At 67.0% G+C, this 15,776-nt stretch carries 16 protein-coding genes; 7 read left to right on the top strand and 9 right to left on the bottom strand.

What is annotated here, in order from left to right; genetic code table 11:
• Positions 1-14 precede the first annotated feature (14 nt).
• From JVH1_RS05100 to sdhC, 5 genes are all read right to left on the bottom strand, one after another.
• The gene (locus JVH1_RS05100; RefSeq protein ID WP_009479453.1) at positions 15-1,010 is read right to left on the bottom strand and encodes a malate dehydrogenase; all 996 of its coding nucleotides are present in this window, start codon (positions 1,008-1,010) and stop codon (positions 15-17) included.
• A gap of 155 nt (positions 1,011-1,165) precedes the next feature.
• Complete coding sequence (locus JVH1_RS05095) at positions 1,166-1,945, bottom strand: succinate dehydrogenase iron-sulfur subunit (protein WP_005256985.1); 780 nt, start codon at positions 1,943-1,945, stop codon at positions 1,166-1,168.
• Complete coding sequence (gene sdhA, locus JVH1_RS05090) at positions 1,945-3,696, bottom strand: succinate dehydrogenase flavoprotein subunit (RefSeq protein ID WP_005256984.1); 1,752 nt, start codon at positions 3,694-3,696, stop codon at positions 1,945-1,947. The genes JVH1_RS05095 and sdhA overlap by 1 nt, the downstream gene beginning before the upstream one ends.
• Positions 3,697-3,711: 15 nt before the next feature.
• A complete protein-coding gene (locus JVH1_RS05085) occupies positions 3,712-4,155 on the bottom strand; it encodes a succinate dehydrogenase hydrophobic membrane anchor subunit (protein ID WP_005239887.1) in 444 nt (147 codons plus the stop codon).
• A 1-nt stretch (position 4,156) separates the two neighbouring features.
• Complete coding sequence (gene sdhC, locus JVH1_RS05080) at positions 4,157-4,561, bottom strand: succinate dehydrogenase, cytochrome b556 subunit (RefSeq protein WP_005239889.1); 405 nt, start codon at positions 4,559-4,561, stop codon at positions 4,157-4,159.
• Positions 4,562-4,815: 254 nt separating this feature from the next.
• Here sdhC and JVH1_RS05075 point away from each other — a divergent pair, with 254 nt between their 5' ends.
• The 3 genes from JVH1_RS05075 to JVH1_RS05065 are packed head-to-tail and all read left to right on the top strand — an operon-like array spanning position 4,816 to position 7,603.
• Positions 4,816-5,220: a cytidine deaminase gene (locus JVH1_RS05075; RefSeq protein ID WP_009479454.1), complete on the top strand. Its 405-nt coding sequence runs from the start codon at positions 4,816-4,818 to the stop codon at positions 5,218-5,220.
• A complete protein-coding gene (locus JVH1_RS05070) occupies positions 5,213-6,508 on the top strand; it encodes a thymidine phosphorylase (protein WP_009479455.1) in 1,296 nt (431 codons plus the stop codon). Before JVH1_RS05075 ends, JVH1_RS05070 begins: the two co-directional genes overlap by 8 nt.
• 9 nt (positions 6,509-6,517) lie before the next feature.
• Positions 6,518-7,603: an adenosine deaminase gene (locus JVH1_RS05065; protein ID WP_009479456.1), complete on the top strand. Its 1,086-nt coding sequence runs from the start codon at positions 6,518-6,520 to the stop codon at positions 7,601-7,603.
• A 19-nt stretch (positions 7,604-7,622) separates the two neighbouring features.
• On the opposite strand, the gene JVH1_RS05060 is transcribed toward JVH1_RS05065, so the two are convergent.
• A complete protein-coding gene (locus JVH1_RS05060; RefSeq protein ID WP_009479457.1) occupies positions 7,623-8,867 on the bottom strand; it encodes a hypothetical protein in 1,245 nt (414 codons plus the stop codon).
• Between the two features lie 179 nt (positions 8,868-9,046).
• Between JVH1_RS05060 and JVH1_RS05055 the strand changes: the two genes are divergently transcribed.
• The gene (locus JVH1_RS05055) at positions 9,047-10,348 is read left to right on the top strand and encodes a peptidoglycan DD-metalloendopeptidase family protein (RefSeq protein WP_009479458.1); all 1,302 of its coding nucleotides are present in this window, start codon (positions 9,047-9,049) and stop codon (positions 10,346-10,348) included.
• A gap of 3 nt (positions 10,349-10,351) precedes the next feature.
• Here JVH1_RS05055 and JVH1_RS05050 read toward each other — a convergent pair whose 3' ends face one another.
• Complete coding sequence (locus JVH1_RS05050) at positions 10,352-10,594, bottom strand: YbaB/EbfC family nucleoid-associated protein (RefSeq protein WP_009479459.1); 243 nt, start codon at positions 10,592-10,594, stop codon at positions 10,352-10,354.
• A gap of 115 nt (positions 10,595-10,709) precedes the next feature.
• On the opposite strand from JVH1_RS05050, the gene JVH1_RS05045 reads away from it, so the two are divergent.
• Both JVH1_RS05045 and upp read left to right on the top strand, forming a co-directional pair.
• Positions 10,710-11,852, top strand: a complete 1,143-nt coding sequence (locus JVH1_RS05045) for an RNA-guided endonuclease TnpB family protein (RefSeq protein ID WP_043782115.1) — start codon at positions 10,710-10,712, stop codon at positions 11,850-11,852.
• Positions 11,853-12,055: 203 nt separating this feature from the next.
• Positions 12,056-12,679, top strand: coding sequence for a uracil phosphoribosyltransferase (gene upp / locus JVH1_RS05040; RefSeq protein ID WP_043782117.1), 624 nt, complete (start codon positions 12,056-12,058; stop codon positions 12,677-12,679).
• Between the two features lie 8 nt (positions 12,680-12,687).
• On the opposite strand, the gene JVH1_RS05035 is transcribed toward upp, so the two are convergent.
• Both JVH1_RS05035 and JVH1_RS05030 read right to left on the bottom strand, forming a co-directional pair.
• A complete protein-coding gene (locus JVH1_RS05035; protein ID WP_009479463.1) occupies positions 12,688-14,277 on the bottom strand; it encodes a phospho-sugar mutase in 1,590 nt (529 codons plus the stop codon).
• Positions 14,274-15,056, bottom strand: a complete 783-nt coding sequence (locus tag JVH1_RS05030; protein WP_029539462.1) for a purine-nucleoside phosphorylase — start codon at positions 15,054-15,056, stop codon at positions 14,274-14,276. The genes JVH1_RS05035 and JVH1_RS05030 overlap by 4 nt, the downstream gene beginning before the upstream one ends.
• A gap of 20 nt (positions 15,057-15,076) precedes the next feature.
• On the opposite strand from JVH1_RS05030, the gene JVH1_RS05025 reads away from it, so the two are divergent.
• A complete protein-coding gene (locus JVH1_RS05025; RefSeq protein ID WP_009479465.1) occupies positions 15,077-15,775 on the top strand; it encodes an enoyl-CoA hydratase-related protein in 699 nt (232 codons plus the stop codon).
• Position 15,776: the final 1 nt, after the last annotated feature.

Raw genomic sequence — 15,776 nt, 5'->3', positions numbered from 1 at the left:
AGGCGAACGTCGGATCAGATGAATCCCATGCCCCGGACGGCGTCGCGTTCGGATTCGAGTTCCGCGACCGACGCGTCGATCAGCTTCCGCGAGAAGTCGTCGATCTCGAGCCCGTCCACGATCTGCCAGGACCCGTCGACCGAGCGAACCGGGAACGAGCTCACCAGTCCCTCCGGCACGCCGTAGGCGCCGGTGGAGGGCAGCGCCACCGACGTCCAGTCGTCGTCGGGGGTGCCGAGCACCCAGTCGTGGACGTGGTCGATCGCGGCGTTGGCGGCGGAGGCCGCGGAGGATGCGCCGCGAGCTTCGATGATCGCGCTGCCACGGTTCGCGACCGTGGGAATGAAGTCGCCGGTGAGCCATTCGCGGTCGGCGGCGAACTCGGCACCGGACCGGTCACCGACCCGCGCATGGAAGATGTCGGGGTACTGGGTGCTTGAGTGGTTGCCCCAGATCGCGACGCGGCGGATGTCCTTCACCGCGGCGCCGGAGTGCCGTGCCAGCTGGGCGATCGCGCGGTTGTGGTCGAGCCGGGTCAGCGCCGTGAACCGTTCCGCCGGGATGTCGGGGGCGTTGTTCGCGGCGACCAGGGCGTTGGTATTGGCCGGGTTGCCCACGACCAGCACCCGGACTCCGTCCGCGGCAACCTGGTTGAGCGCGCGACCCTGCACGGTGAAGATCTGCCCGTTCGCGGCCAGGAGGTCGCCACGCTCCATGCCCTTGGACCGGGGACGTGATCCGATGAGAAGGGCGACGTCGGTGCCGTCGAAACCCCGCTTCGGGTCGTCGTGGACCTCGATGTCGCGGAGCAGCGGGAAGGCGCTGTCGTCGAGCTCCATCGCGGTGCCCTCGGCGGCGGACACGGCGGACGGAATCTCCAAGAGACGCAGCCGGATCGGGGTGTCGGGTCCGAGCATCTCGCCGGCGGCGATCCGGAACAGCGACGCGTAGCCGATGCTGCCTGCCGCTCCGGTGACCGTGACCACTGCGGGAGGGGGCGACTGCGCCATGGGTGAACCTCACTGTCCGTCGGGAGCATCTGTTCTCGACACTAGCGCGGAGATTTCACCGTGTGACCGCTCGGACAGTGAGGTTGGACACGACGCAGGGCGCCCCCGACCGGTGCGGTCGGGGGCGCCCTGGAACGTGCTCGGCAGACCTGGGGTCAGCGTGCGAAGAGCAGCGCGCGCTTGACTTCCTGGATCGCCTTCGTCACCTGGATGCCACGCGGGCACGCGTCGGTGCAGTTGAACGTGGTCCGGCAACGCCAGACGCCGTCCTTGTCGTTGAGGATGTCGAGACGTTCCGACGCACCCTCGTCACGGCTGTCGAAGATGAACCGGTGAGCGTTGACGATGGCAGCGGGACCGAAGTAGCTGCCGTCGCTCCAGTACACCGGGCACGACGTGGTGCAGCAGGCACACAGGATGCACTTGGTGGTGTCGTCGAAACGTGCCCGGTCGTGCTGCGACTGGATGCGCTCACGGGTGGGCTCGTTGCCGGTGGTGATGAGGAACGGCTTCACGGCGCGGAACGCGTCGAAGAAGGGCTCCATGTCGACGACGAGGTCCTTCTCCACCGGCAGGCCCTTGATGGGCTCGACGGTGATCGTGACCGGCTTGCCGTCCTTGGGCAGCATGTCCTTCATGAGGAGCTTGCAGGCCAGACGGTTGACGCCGTTGATCCGCATCGCGTCCGAACCACACACGCCGTGGGCGCAGCTGCGGCGGAACGTCAGGGTGCCGTCGAGGTAGCCCTTCACGTACAGGAGCAGGTTCAGCATGCGGTCCGTCGGCAGAGCCGGAACCTGGAAGCTGTCCCAGTGCTGGCCCTCGCCGGACTCCGGGTTCATCCGAGCGATCTTGAGGGTGACCATGACGGCGCCCTCGGGCACGGGAGGGAGATCCGACTTGTTCTCGCTCTTGTCGACTGCAGGTGCGCTCATCAGTACTTACGCTCCATCGGCTCGTAGCGGGTCTGGACTACCGGCTTGTAGTCGAGACGGATGTCGGAGAGCAGGCCGTCGCCCTCCTTGTATGCCATCGTGTGCTTCATGTACTCGGCGTCGTTGCGGTCCGGGTAGTCCTCGCGGGCGTGGCCGCCGCGCGATTCCTTGCGGTTCAGCGCGCCGACGACGGTGACCTCCGCCATTTCGAGGAGGAAGCCGAGCTCGACGGCCTCGAGCAGGTCGCTGTTGTAGCGCTTGCCCTTGTCCTGCACCGTGATGTGGTTGTAGCGCTCCTTGAGTGCGCGCACATCCTTGAGGGCCTGGGTGAGGCGCTCTTCGGTACGGAACACGGAGGCGTTGTTGTCCATGGACTGCTGCAGCTCGCTGCGGATGTCCGCGACACGCTCGTGACCGTGGTCCGACAGGATGGTGGCCATCCAGTCGTCGACCATCTTCTCGGGCGCCTCGGGCATGTCGACGAACTCGCTGTTGTTGGCGTGCTCGGCGGCGGCGATGCCGGCGCGGCGTCCGAAGACGTTGATGTCGAGCAGCGAGTTGGTGCCGAGACGGTTCGCGCCGTGGACGGAGACGCAGGCGCATTCGCCGGCGGCGTACAGGCCCTGGACGATCTCGTCGTTGTTGCGCAGGACCTCACCGTTGATCCGGGTGGGGATACCGCCCATGACGTAGTGGCAGGTGGGGTACACCGGCACCGGTTCCTTGACCGGGTCCACACCGAGGTAGGTGCGGGAGAACTCCATGATGTCGGGGAGCTTCTCGTCGAGGACTTCCTCGGGGATGTGGGTCACGTCGATGTAGACGTAATCCTTGTTCGGTCCCGCGCCGCGTCCCTCGAGGACCTCGAGGACCATCGACCGCGCAACGATGTCACGGGGTGCGAGGTCCTTGATGGTGGGGGCGTAGCGCTCCATGAACCGTTCGCCGTCGGCGTTACGGAGGATGCCGCCCTCACCGCGCACGGCCTCGGAGATGAGGATGCCGAGCCCCGCGAGGCCTGTGGGATGGAACTGGTGGAACTCCATGTCCTCCAGTGGAAGGCCCTTGCGGAAGATGATGCCCATGCCGTCACCGGTGAGGGTGTGCGCGTTGGACGTCGTCTTGTACATGCGTCCCGAGCCGCCGGTGGCGAACACGATGGACTTCGCGTGGAAGACGTGGATCTCGCCGGTGGCCAGCTCGTAGGCGATGACGCCGGTGGCGACCGGGCCGTTCTCCGTCTCGGTGATCGCGATGTCGAGGGCGTAGAACTCGTTGAAGAACTCGACGTCGTGCTTGACGCAGTTCTGGTAGAGCGTCTGCAGGATCATGTGACCGGTGCGGTCCGCGGCATAACATGCGCGGCGCACGGGGGCCTTACCGTGATCGCGGGTGTGACCACCGAAACGGCGCTGGTCGATCTTGCCCTCGGGCGTGCGGTTGAACGGCAGACCCATCTTCTCGAGGTCGAGCACCGCGTCGATGGCCTCCTTGGCCATGATCTCGACGGCGTCCTGGTCGGCGAGGTAGTCGCCGCCCTTGACCGTGTCGAAGGTGTGCCACTCCCAGTTGTCTTCCTCCACGTTCGCCAGCGCGGCACACATGCCGCCCTGGGCCGCACCGGTGTGGCTGCGGGTGGGGTAGAGCTTGGTCAGTACCGCGGTGCGGGCGCGGGGACCGGCCTCGATCGCTGCGCGCATGCCGGCGCCGCCGGCACCGACGATGACCACGTCATAACGGTGTTCCTGCATGAAATCTGTGCTCCCCTAGCTCGCCGAGATATTGGGGTCGAAGGTGAAGATGACGTACGTGCCGAGGCCCATGATCAGGATCATCGAGAGAACGAGGATCGTGGTCAGCCAGAAGCGCGTGGAGTCCTTGCGGGAGTAGTCCGCGATGACCGTGCGGAGTCCGTTTCCGCCGTGCAGCTGGGCAAGCCACAGCATGGTGAGGTCCCAGAATTGCCAGAACGGGCTGGACCAGCGGCCTGCGACGAACGCGAAGTTGATGCGGTGCACACCGTCGTCGAGCATCAGCATGATGAAGAGGTGGCCGAGCACGAGGAAGATCAGTGCGAGTCCGGAGAACCGCATGAACAGCCAGGCGTACAGCTCGAAGTTGTTCTTCGAGGTCCGGCGCGGAGAGCGCGGGTTGTCCAGGCTGGCGGGACGGTCGTAGGTCTTGCCGAGACTCTTGGCTTCTGTCGTCATGTCAGTGCCCCGCAAACATGTTGTAGAAGATGCGGCCTGCGCCCGGGATCATCACCAGGAACCAGATCGCAAGGATTACCCAGAGCATCAGGCGCTGGTACTGCGGTCCCTTGGACCAGAAGTCCACCAGCATCACCCGGACGCCGTTCAGTGCGTGGTACAGCACCGCGGCGACGAGCGCGAGCTCCATGAGCCCGACGATCGGGTTCTTGTAGGTCTCGATGACACTGTCGTACGTGTCGGGATTCACACGCACCAGCGCGGTATCCAGCACGTGCACGAATAGGAAGAAGAACGTCATTACGCCTGTGATCCGGTGCAAAACCCAGGACCACATTCCGGGGTCGCCCCGGTAAAGCGACCGTGTGCGCTCCTTGGCCGGAGCGGCTTCAGTCGTAGTACTCATCGAGTGCTGTGCCTCCAACGTCATTGGTGGACGTGTCGAGTCTGCGCAGCGTTGCGGACATACCACAACTGGGGACCCGACGTGATCCTGAACCGACTTCTCTGAACTCTAAACCCAACGGAAACGGGGGAACTAATTCGAGTCGGGGTTCGTACGGCCCTTTCAAATGAAGTTAGGTTTGCCTCTCCAATGCGGATGGGCCGTACCGAGCGAATCTCTGCATCCATTCAGCCCACGTGATTGGATGGGGAACCATGGTCGAGATCGATTGGAAGCTGTTGCGCGCCAACGCGCGTGAGGTGATGGGCCAGGCCTATGCGCCCTACTCCGGGTTCGCGGTGGGAGCGGCGGCGCTGGTGGACGATGGGCGAATCGTCGTCGGATGCAATGTGGAAAATGTCTCATACGGTTTGGGGCTCTGCGCCGAGTGTGTACTGGTCGGTAACTTATTTGCGGGCGGCGGCGGGCGATTAATCGCCTTCACCTGCTGTGACGCGAGTGGCGACATACTCATGCCGTGCGGACGCTGCCGGCAGATTCTCTTCGAGCACGGCGGCCCCGGACTGCTCGTCGACCACCGGGCCGGCGTGCGCCCATTGGAACAGCTGCTGCCGGACGCTTTCGGTCCGGAGGAGAAGGGGAGAATCAGCCATGCATGACGCCTCGTCGATCATCGCCGCCAAGCGCGACGGCAGGGAACTGTCCGGTGCAGAGATCGACTGGGTGGTCGAGGCATTCACCCGGGGGGTCGTGGCCGACGAGCAGATGTCGGCGCTGGCCATGGCGATCTACTTCCGCGGGATGACGCGCGAGGAGGTGAGCCGCTGGACCACGGCGATGATCTCGTCCGGTCGACGCCTCGACTTCACCCACCTCGGGCGCCCCACCGTCGACAAGCACTCGACGGGTGGTGTGGGCGACAAGACCACGCTCCCGCTCGCACCGCTGGTCGCGGCATGCGGCGCCGCGGTGCCGCAACTGTCGGGACGCGGGCTCGGTCACACCGGCGGAACCCTCGACAAGCTCGAGTCGATCCCGGGCTGGCGCGCCGACCTCGACACCTCCGAGATGGCCGAGATCCTGTCCGATCCCGCCGTCGGAGCCGTCGTCTGCGCCGCCGGCGCAGACCTGGCGCCGGCGGACCGGCGGTTGTACGCGCTCCGCGACGTCACCGGGACGGTCGAGTCGATTCCCCTGATCGCCAGCTCGATCATGAGCAAGAAGATCGCCGAGGGCACCGGCGCGCTCGTGCTCGACGTCAAGGTCGGTTCGGGCGCGTTCATGAAGAAGCTCGACGACGCGCGGGAGCTCGCCCAGACGATGGTCGACCTCGGGAACGACGCCGGAGTGCGGACGATGGCTTTGCTCACGGCAATGGACGCGCCCCTCGGTCACACCGCGGGCAACGCACTGGAGGTGCGGGAATCGCTGGAGGTGCTGGCCGGAGGCGGCCCGTCCGACGTCGTGGAACTGACTCTCGAGCTCGCGCGAGAAATGTTGAAGGCAGCCGAAATCGACGGAGTCGACCCTGCCGACAAACTCCGCGACGGATCCGCCATGGACCGCTGGCGGAGGATGATCGCCGCCCAGGGCGGCGACCCCGACGCGCCGCTGCCGACAGCCAGGCACACCGAGGTGCTGCTCTCCGAGTCGGACGGGGTGGTGTGCGGTCTCGACGCCATGGCGGTCGGGCTCGCCGCATGGCGGCTCGGCGCGGGTCGGGCGCGACAGGGCGAGCCGGTGCAGGCGGGGGCGGGCATCGAGTTGCACGCGAAGCCGGGGGAGACGGTGTCGGTGGGCACCCCGCTCGTCACGCTGCACACCGACACGCCCGAACGGTTCGCCGCGGCGAAAGCCGTACTTTCCGAAGCCTGGACCGTCGTGGCCGACGCGCCGTCGGTGACCACGCCGCTCGTCATCGAGCGGATAGAGGATCCCTCACGCTAACGTCGACGCATGACCGCACTGGATCTGTCGGCCCTGCGCCGAGCGCCGAAGGTGTTGCTGCACGACCATCTCGACGGGGGTCTCCGGCCCGAGACGGTTCTCGAACTCGCCCGCGACTGCGGCTACGACGCGCTGCCCGCCGACACCGCGCCCGCGCTGGCCACGTGGTTCCGGGAGGCCGCCGACAGCGGTTCGCTCGAGAGATACCTCGAGACGTTCGCCCACACGGTCGCGGTCATGCAGACACCCGTCGGGCTCGAACGCGTCGCCCGTGAATGCGCCGAGGACCTCGCCGCCGACGGCGTGGTCTACGCGGAGGTCAGGTTCGCCCCGGAGCAGCACCTCGAGGAGGGGCTGACCCTGGACGAGGTGGTGGAGCAGGTCCTGCTGGGATTCGAGGCAGGGGAGTCGGCGGCGGAGGTGCGCGGCCAGAACATCCGGATCGGCGTACTGCTCACCGCGATGCGGCACGCGGCGCGGTCCCGGGAGATCGCGGAACTGGCGATCCGGTTCCGGGACCGCGGCGTCGTCGGTTTCGACATCGCCGGGGCCGAGGCCGGGAATCCGCCCAGCCGCCACCTCGACGCCTTCGAGTACATGCGGGGCAGCAATGCGCACTTCACCATTCACGCGGGTGAGGCGTTCGGTCTGCCGTCCATCCACGAGGCCATCGCGTTCTGCGGGACGGACCGCCTCGGGCACGGGGTCCGGATCACCGACGACATCACGATCGGCGACGACGGCGTCCCGGTGCTGGGCAAGCTTGCGAACTATGTGCGGGACAAGAGGATTCCCCTGGAACTGTGTCCCAGTTCCAACGTTCAGACCGGGGCCGTGGACGCGCTCGAGAATCATCCGTTCGACCTGCTTGCCCGGCTGCGGTTCCGGGTGACCGTCAACACCGACAACCGGCTGATGAGCGACACCAGCATGAGCATGGAGATGCTGCGCCTCGTCGAGACGTTCGGTTACGGCTGGACGGACCTCGAGCGCTACACCATCAACGCGATGAAATCGGCTTTCATCCCGTTCGATCAGCGGCTGCAGCTGATCGACGAGGTGATCAAGCCGGGATTCGCCGTGCTGGTGGGCTGAGCGTCCCGAATGCGGGCGCTCAGACCTTCCGCAGGCGGGCCTCGAACTCCCGCTCGAGCGTCCGCCACGCCTCCGCCTCGGCGTCGAACGGTGCGCTGGGCGCCATCCGCGTCGGATCCGGGTTGAGGACGAACGAGACGTACCAGCCCAGCGGCTCGGACGTCGCGAGTGCGGTTTCCACCGAGTCGTCGTCGGCGAAATCGGCTGCATCGGTGAACAATTCGACGGCGAGGTCGAGCTGGTCCGCGTCGACGGACTCCGGACCGGCGGCCAGGTCGTCGGCGAGACCGGGGAGAACGTACACGTTCTCGTCGGTGACCTCGACCTCGAGCGATCCGTCGACGGCCGCCACCTGGATCTCCTCGTACGTGCTCACCTGCGCGAGCGCGTGCTCGTGGTTGTCGGCAAGGTAACGGGCCAGCGCGCGTTCGGACGTGAAGACGAAGATCGCGCCGTCACGCCCGAGGAAGAGCGCGTCGTCGTCGAGGTAGCAGCGGAGCGTGAAGTAGGTCTCCCCGGACGTGATGATCTTGACGGGGTCGACACCCACCGCACCCCAGAACGAGTCGTCCTCCTCTTCGTCCTCGGTGTCGAGGTCGAGCGCGACGAACTCCTCGTCTTCCTCCGCCTCTTCGGCCACGTCGTCCACGTCGACGGTGTTCTCGTCGGCGGCCACCAGTTCGGCCTCGGCGACGGCTACCGCCTCGGCGTCCACCTCGGGGGTGGCGACGATGTTGTCGACGGCGTCGAGGACGTCATCCCAGCCCTTCGCGATGGCGGTACCGATCTGGGCCCACAGTTCCTCGCCCTCGCGGCCCTCGAACGCGCTGACGCCTGCGGGCAGCGCGCCGAGAATGGGGTTCGCGTTGAAGAACTTGGTGACCGCGTCCAGTTCGCAGACCTCACCGATGTTGCGCACCATGTTGAGCGTGTCTTCGAGTTCGCTCACGACAAGAGCCTCGGGGTCGCTCGCGGCAAGCTCCGGCACACCGATGAGATCGAAGCAGAAGTTCTCGTCGGGCTCGAGTTCGGCGGCGGACAGCCCGGACACCACACTCCACGCGGGATGCTCGACGAGATCGTTGTCGGTGTTCGTGCGGATGAAGGCAGCGAGTTCTGCCACTGATTCGAACCCGTAGAGGTCTTCCTCGTGACCAAGGAATGCTTCCCACTCGTCGTCGCCCTCACGCCACCGTGGTGCCCACAGTGTCACGAGGTCGCCGTCGGTGAGACCGAGTTCGATCGGGACGATGTCTCCAGCCATGGCGCGAAGCCTATCGACCCCGCGGCCAAAGTTGTACCCGGGCTGTGTGCGGAGCGTTTCCGGCGCCCGTCGCCGCCGTGTCGCGGCGGCCGCGACCTAGTCGGCCAAACGGGGCGAGCGGCGCGTATCGGGGCCCTACCATGACGTTCACTGTGCGTCGAGTCGTTCGAGGAGGCTGCATGTTCCGGATCGGCAATGTGACGGGAAGCCCCCGGCGGCGACGGTCGCTCGCCGCCTCGATCGCAGTGCTGGGGATGTGCGCGACGACGGTCGCGTGCGGCACGTCGGACGCCTCCGGGTCGGATTCGCCGGAGTGGGGGACCGAATGGTCCAGCGCCGAACGGCTGTCGTCGACCGCTGAGCTCGACGGACCCTCGCCTGTCGCGCTGTCCATCCCGTTCGCCCCGTCCCCCGTCGCCGCGACGGACGGTCGCAACCATCTGACGTTCGAGGTCCACGTGACGAACACCGCGGCCGTTCCCTTGGTCGTGCAGCGCGTGCAGATCGACTCGGCCGACGGAGCGGACGGCGTCCTCGCGAACTACGAGGGTGCGTCGGTCGCGGCGAACATGAACCTCGTGGGTGACAACGCGACCCCGACCGATCGCCTGCAACCCGCCCAACTCGGCGTCTTCTTCGTCGACGTCGCCCTGGACGAGGCGACCCCGGTGCCGGACGGGGTGCAGGCGACGGTCTCGGTCCGCGCCCAGGGCACGCCGCCGCCCGATCAGCCGATTCCCGGCCTCGCGGGCATGGTCGACGAATCCGGTGGTCCCGTGCCTGCCACCCTCGACACGTCGGTGACCATCCCGGTCTTCGACGGAACGGTCCCGGTGATCGGCCCGCCGCTCCGCGGAGACGGATGGGCGGCGATGGAAGGCTGCTGCGCCGACAACACCCATCACCGCCGCGGTGTCTGGTCGGTCGACGGACGGCTGCTGAACTTCGAGCGGTACGCGATCGACTTCCTGGGGGTGGACCGCGAGGGTTACGCGTACCGGGGCGACAACACCAAAGAGAACTACGTCGGGTACCGGGCCGACGTGGTCGCGGTGGCCGACGCGGAGGTCGTCTCGGTTCTCGACGGCCAGGAGGAGAACGTGATCGGGGAACCGCAGCCCGAGCGCAACCTCACCGAGGCGACCGGCAACCACATCGTCCTGGACCTCGGAAACGGTGTGTACGCGTTCTACGGCCACTTCGTGCCGGGCAGCATCGCCGTGAAGGAGGGCGATCGCGCCGAGAAAGGGGCGATGCTGGGCCAACTCGGCAACAGCGGTCAGTCGACGGCGCCGCACCTGCACTTCCATCTGATGGACAACACGAATCCCGCGTTGGCCGAGAGCGTGCCGTTCGAGTTCGACGCGTTCGACCTGGCAGGGCACGCGACACTCGACGACGTCACGTATCTGCCCACACCCGAACCCCGTACCGACGAAATGCCGCTCAGCCAGACGGTCATCGACTTCGCCGGGGAATGACGGTCACACCCTCCCGAACCCGTCCTGCAAAGTCGTCATCACCCGGGTGCGCTGTCCGGTGGCGAGCCGGGCGGCCTCCTGCGTGGTGCTCGTGATCATCGTCGCGAGTGTGCGGGCGTCGAGGGTCGAGATGGAGTCGTCGATCCAGAGACCGGTCAGCGTGCGGTTCCCGTCTTCTGCGGCCGTAACGTGATCGGACTCACTCGACTCGGCGATACTCGCGGTAGCCGCCCTCAAGTCGTTCATCGTCATCCCCCCAGTCGGATTTGATCCGTGAATCTTTCGGGGGCAAACCAGGTCGGACAGGTCCGGGATAGCCGATCCCCTGCAACTGGAATTTTAGGATGTTAGTCTCTCAGGCATGGCGGGGAGGGTGGTGAAGCGGGCGTTCAAGTACCGCTTCTATCCGACTGCGGTGCAGGCGGAACAGCTAGCTCGGACGTTCGGATGCACCCGGTATGTCTACAACCGGGCGTTGGCCGAGCGCTCGCGTGCCTGGTCGCAGGAGCAGCGACGGGTGACCTACGCGGATACCTCGAAGATGCTCACCGGATGGAAGCGGGACACCGAAACCGAGTGGTTGTCGGAGCCCTCGAAGGGACCGCTGCAGGAGTCGCTGCGGCAGTTGCAGGGCGCGTTCGACAGGTTCTGGCGCAAGCAGTCCCGCTACCCGCAATTCAAGAGGAAGGGCCGGTCGAAGGATTCGGCGACCTACTACTCGAACTGCTTCACCTACCGCGGCGGGCAGATCCGGTTGGCGAAGCAGTCCGAACCCCTGGACATTCGGTGGTCGAGGCCGTTACCGGAGGGGGCCGTACCGTCGCAGGTGACGGTGTCGCGCAATGCTCGTGGTCAGTACCATATCTCGATCCTCGTCGAGGACACGATTATCGAACTCGAGTCGACCGATCGGGTGGTCGGACTCGACGCCGGGATCACGAGCCTCTACACGCTCTCGACGGGGGAGAAGATCACCAACCCGCGTCATGAGCGCAAGGACCGTGAGCGGTTGGCGAAGGCGCAGCGGGTGCTGGCCAAGAAGGAGAAAGGATCCTGTAACCGGGCTAAGGCCCGACAAAAAGTCGCGAAGATACATGGCCGGATCACCGATCGGCGTCGCGATTATCTGCACAAACTCTCCACTCGACTGGTGCACGAAAACCAAGTGATCGCCATCGAGGATCTGAGTGTGCGGAACATGGTGAAGAATCGGTCGTTGTCTCGGGCGGTCTCCGATGCGAGTTGGTCCGAGTTCCGGTCGATGCTCGAGTACAAGGCCGACTGGTACGGGCGGCGGGTGGTGGCGATCGACCGGTTCTATCCCTCGTCGAAGACCTGCTCGGTGTGCGGGGCAATCGCCTCGACGATGCCGCTGACCGTGCGGGAGTGGACGTGCCGATGCGGCGCCCTCCACGACAGGGATGTGAACGCGGCGAAGAATATTTTGGCCGTCGGACTGACGGTGGCAGCCTGCGGAGATGGTGTGAGACCGCCCCGCACATAAAGTGTGGGGAGGCAACTATCTGTGAAACAGGAACCTCGGGACGCGAGTCTCGAGGGGAATCTCGGTCGTTCACGGCCGAGAGGACGTCAAACCGGTCACCATATTGGTGGACGCCGCCGGTGAGACCGATTCGGTTCCGCCCCCGATTCGCCGAGAATTGCTCTCCTGCGAAATCTAGCCCCGCGCCCCCTTATCCTTCGAGAATGAACACGCACGTCGTCGACCACCCGCTCGCAGCGGTCCTCCTGACAACGATGCGCGATGCGCGCAGCGAGAATGCCACATTTCGCGCCGCCATGCGAAGGCTGACGCACATGTTGGTGTACGAGGCGATGCGCGAGGCTCCGGTCGAGACGTTCGACGTGGTCACTCCCATCGCGACGACTGACGGGGTGCGGCTCACTCATCCGCCGTTGCTCGTTCCCGTCCTGCGCGCCGGACTGGGCATGGTCGAGCAGGCCAGCAGCCTGATCCCGCAGGCGCGAGTCGGTTTCGTCGGGATGGCTCGGGACGAGGAGACGCATCTGCCGGTGCCATACCTCGAGTCGCTCCCCGCGGATCTGTCCGGGATCCCGGTGTACGTTCTCGACCCGATGCTCGCGACCGGCGGTTCGATGGTGCACACGATCGAGTTGCTCGTCGCCCGCGGCGCCACGGACGTCACGGCCGTGTGCGTCGTCGCGGCGCCCGAAGGTGTTGCCGCCCTCTCGGCGTCGGGTTATCCCGTGCGACTCGTCACCGCTGCGGTCGACGAGGGGCTCAACGAGGACGCGTTCATCGTGCCCGGCCTCGGCGACGCCGGGGACCGTCAGTTCGGACCGCGCTGACGCCTCGGCTACAGGGCTTCGGCGAACTCGCGCAACAGGTTCAACCGGGTTGCGGCCGTCTCGCGGGCTGAGGGTAGCGCCGATTGATCGGGCACCGGGACTATGACCTCCAGGTAGCACTTGAGCTTGGGTTCGGTTCCCGAGGGACGCACGACCATCCGAACGGTGGACCCGGCGAGGACGACGGCGTCGGTGCGGGACGGCCCCCGCAGTTCCGCCAGGTCGGTGGCCTCGACGGGTTCGCCGGCCAGTTCGGTCGGCAGTTCCGACCGCAAGCGCTGCATCATCGCGGTGATGTCCGTGAGGTCGGTGACACGTCGCGACACCTGGTCTCCGGCGTGCAATCCGAATTCGAGCGCGTAGTCGTCCAGCCTGTCGAGGAGTGTCGTCCCCTCTGCTCGCAGGGTCGCGGCGAGATCGGCGGCCATCACCGCGGCGGAGATACCGTCCTTGTCGCGCACCGACTCCGGGTCGACGCAGTGACCGATCGCTTCCTCGTACGCGTACACGAGACCCTCGCCCGCTCGGACGAGCCACTTGAAGCCGGTGAGGGTGCGGGCGAAGCGGGCGCCGCGGGCTTCGGCGAGCTTTCCGAGGAGGTCGGACGAGACGATCGTCGTCGCGACGAGCGAATCGGCAGGGGCGGAGGCAAGGACGTGCTCGCCGAGCAGGACCCCTGTCTCGTCGCCGCGGAGCATCCGCCAGCCGTCCGGCCCGCGCACGCCGACCGCGCACCGGTCGGCGTCGGGGTCGAGGGCCAGCGCGATGTCGGCGCCGACGTCCGCGGCGAGAGCGAGGACGGCGTCCGAGGCGCCCGGCTCCTCGGGATTGGGGAATTCGACGGTCGGAAAGTCCGGGTCCGGGTGGAACTGTGCGGCGACGGTGTGGACGTCGGTGAATCCGGCGGATTTCAGTGCGGTGACCGCGGTCTCGCCGCCGACGCCGTGCATGGCGGTGATCGCGATGCGCAGGGTCCGCGACCGTCCCGTCGGCAGGGACGCGACCCGCTCGACGTAGCGGTCGAGGAGTTCCTCGGACGTCGGTGTCACCGGGGTGCGGGGCACGAGATTCGCCGGCCCGACCCGGGCGATCGATGTTTCGATCTCCTTGTCGGACGGCGAGATCAACTGGGCGCCGCCGTCGAGGTAGACCTTGTACCCGTTGTCGGCGGCGGGGTTGTGGGAGGCGGTGATCTGCACGCCGGCCGCGGCGCGGAGGCGGCGGACCGCGAACGCGACAATCGGTGTGGGGAGCGGGCGGGGGAGGAGGACGACCGAGAATCCTGCGGCCGCCAGCACTTCCGCGGCGGCGACGGCGAACTTCTCGGATCCGTGCCGCGCGTCGCGCCCGACGACGACGGTGGAGCCGCCCGGGCACCGGTCTTTCAGCCACGCGCTCAGCCCGGCCGTCGTGCGGATCACCACGGCGTGATTCATGCCGTTCGGGCCTGCCCGTACCGGCCCGCGCAGACCCGCGGTCCCGAAACTCAGCGGAGCGGCGAAGCGGTCGGCGAGCTCGTCGGCGGAGAGATTTGCGAGTTCCGCCCGGGTTTCGGGGTCGGGATCGGCGTCGATCCAGTCCGCGATCGGATCGCTCACAAGCGTTCCACCAGTTCTCGCAGGAGACCGCCCATGCGGTCGGCGGACGCTCGGCCCGCGGCGAGGACCTCCTCGTGGTTCAGGTGCTCGCCGGTGATGCCGGCCGCGAGATTCGTCACCATCGAGATCCCGAGGACGCGGGCGCCCAGTGCCCGTGCCGCGATCGTTTCGTGGACGGTGGACATGCCGACGAGGTCCGCACCGATCGTCCGCAGCATGCGGATCTCGGCGGGGGTCTCGTAGTGCGGACCCGGCAGACCGGCGTAGACGCCTTCGGTCAGCGACCCGTCGATGTCGCGGGCGAGGGCCCGCAGTTCGGGGTCGTACGCGTCGACGAGGTCCACGAACTCCGCGCCCACGAGCGGTGACCGGGCGGTGAGGTTCAGGTGATCGCTGATCAGCACGGGCTGTCCGACGGTGAAGTCCTCGCGGATTCCCCCGGCGGCGTTCGTCAGGATGACGGTCGTCGCTCCCGCGGCGATGGCCGTGCGTACCGGGTGGACGACGGACGACAGGGGATGGCCCTCGTAGGCGTGGGTGCGGCCGAGGAGGACGAGGACCCGTGTGCCGCCCACGTCCACGGAGCGGATCGTTCCGGCGTGACCCGCGGCGGACGGCGGTGTGAACCCCGGTAGATCGGCCATCGGGACGGTGCAGAGTGATTCGCCGAACCGGTCGGCGGCGGCATTCCACCCCGATCCGAGGACGACGGCGATCGAGTGTTCGGCGCAGTTCGTGTGCGCGGCGAGCGCGGCGGCCGCGGCGTCTGGCGTTCCCATGAGGCGATAGTCTTCCATTCATGCCCTATCTCGATCGCGACGGCGACGTATTCATCCTGTACCTCGGCAACGAGGGCGAGGCGGACAACGAGAACCGCTTCCATCCGGACTGGATCGACGCCACCCACGCCGCGCTGGACGAGGTGGAAGCCCACGAGGGTCCCGCCGCACTGGTCACGACCGCGACGGGCAAGTTCTTCACGAACGGCCTGGACACCACGTGGATCTTCGCCAACACGGACAAGCTCCCGGAATATCTCGACCGCGTGCACACGATCTACAGCCGCCTCCTCGCGTTCCCGATGGCCACCGTCGCCGCCGTCCAGGGGCACAGTTTCGGTGCAGGCGCGATGCTCGCCACGTCGCACGACTTCCGGGTCATGCGCGCCGACCGCGGGTTCTACTGCCTCCCCGAGGTGTCGCTGAACATGCCCTTCACCGTGGGGATGTCGGCGCTCCTGAACACTCGTCTGCCCAAGCAGGCCGCGGTCGAGGCGATGACGACGGGCCGCCGCTTCGGCGGCTCCGATGCGCTCGCCGCGGGCATCGTCGACGAGGTCGCGGACGGCGACGGCGTCCTCGCGGCCGCCGTGACACGGGCCGCTGCACTCACCGCCACCCGCGGCGCCAACCTCGCCGGGATCAAGCGCGGAATCCATCACGACGCCCTCGCCGCGCTCGCCACGGTGACGGACAAGAGCAACTTCAGCTTCGGGTGAG

It is taken from the genome of Rhodococcus sp. JVH1 (assembly GCF_000280725.2).
In the GTDB taxonomy this organism is placed as follows: Bacteria; Actinomycetota; Actinomycetes; order Mycobacteriales; family Mycobacteriaceae; genus Rhodococcus_F; species Rhodococcus_F jostii_A.
The sequence above is the reverse complement of the archived record's forward strand: the minus strand, read 5'-3'. Positions and strand labels throughout refer to the sequence as shown.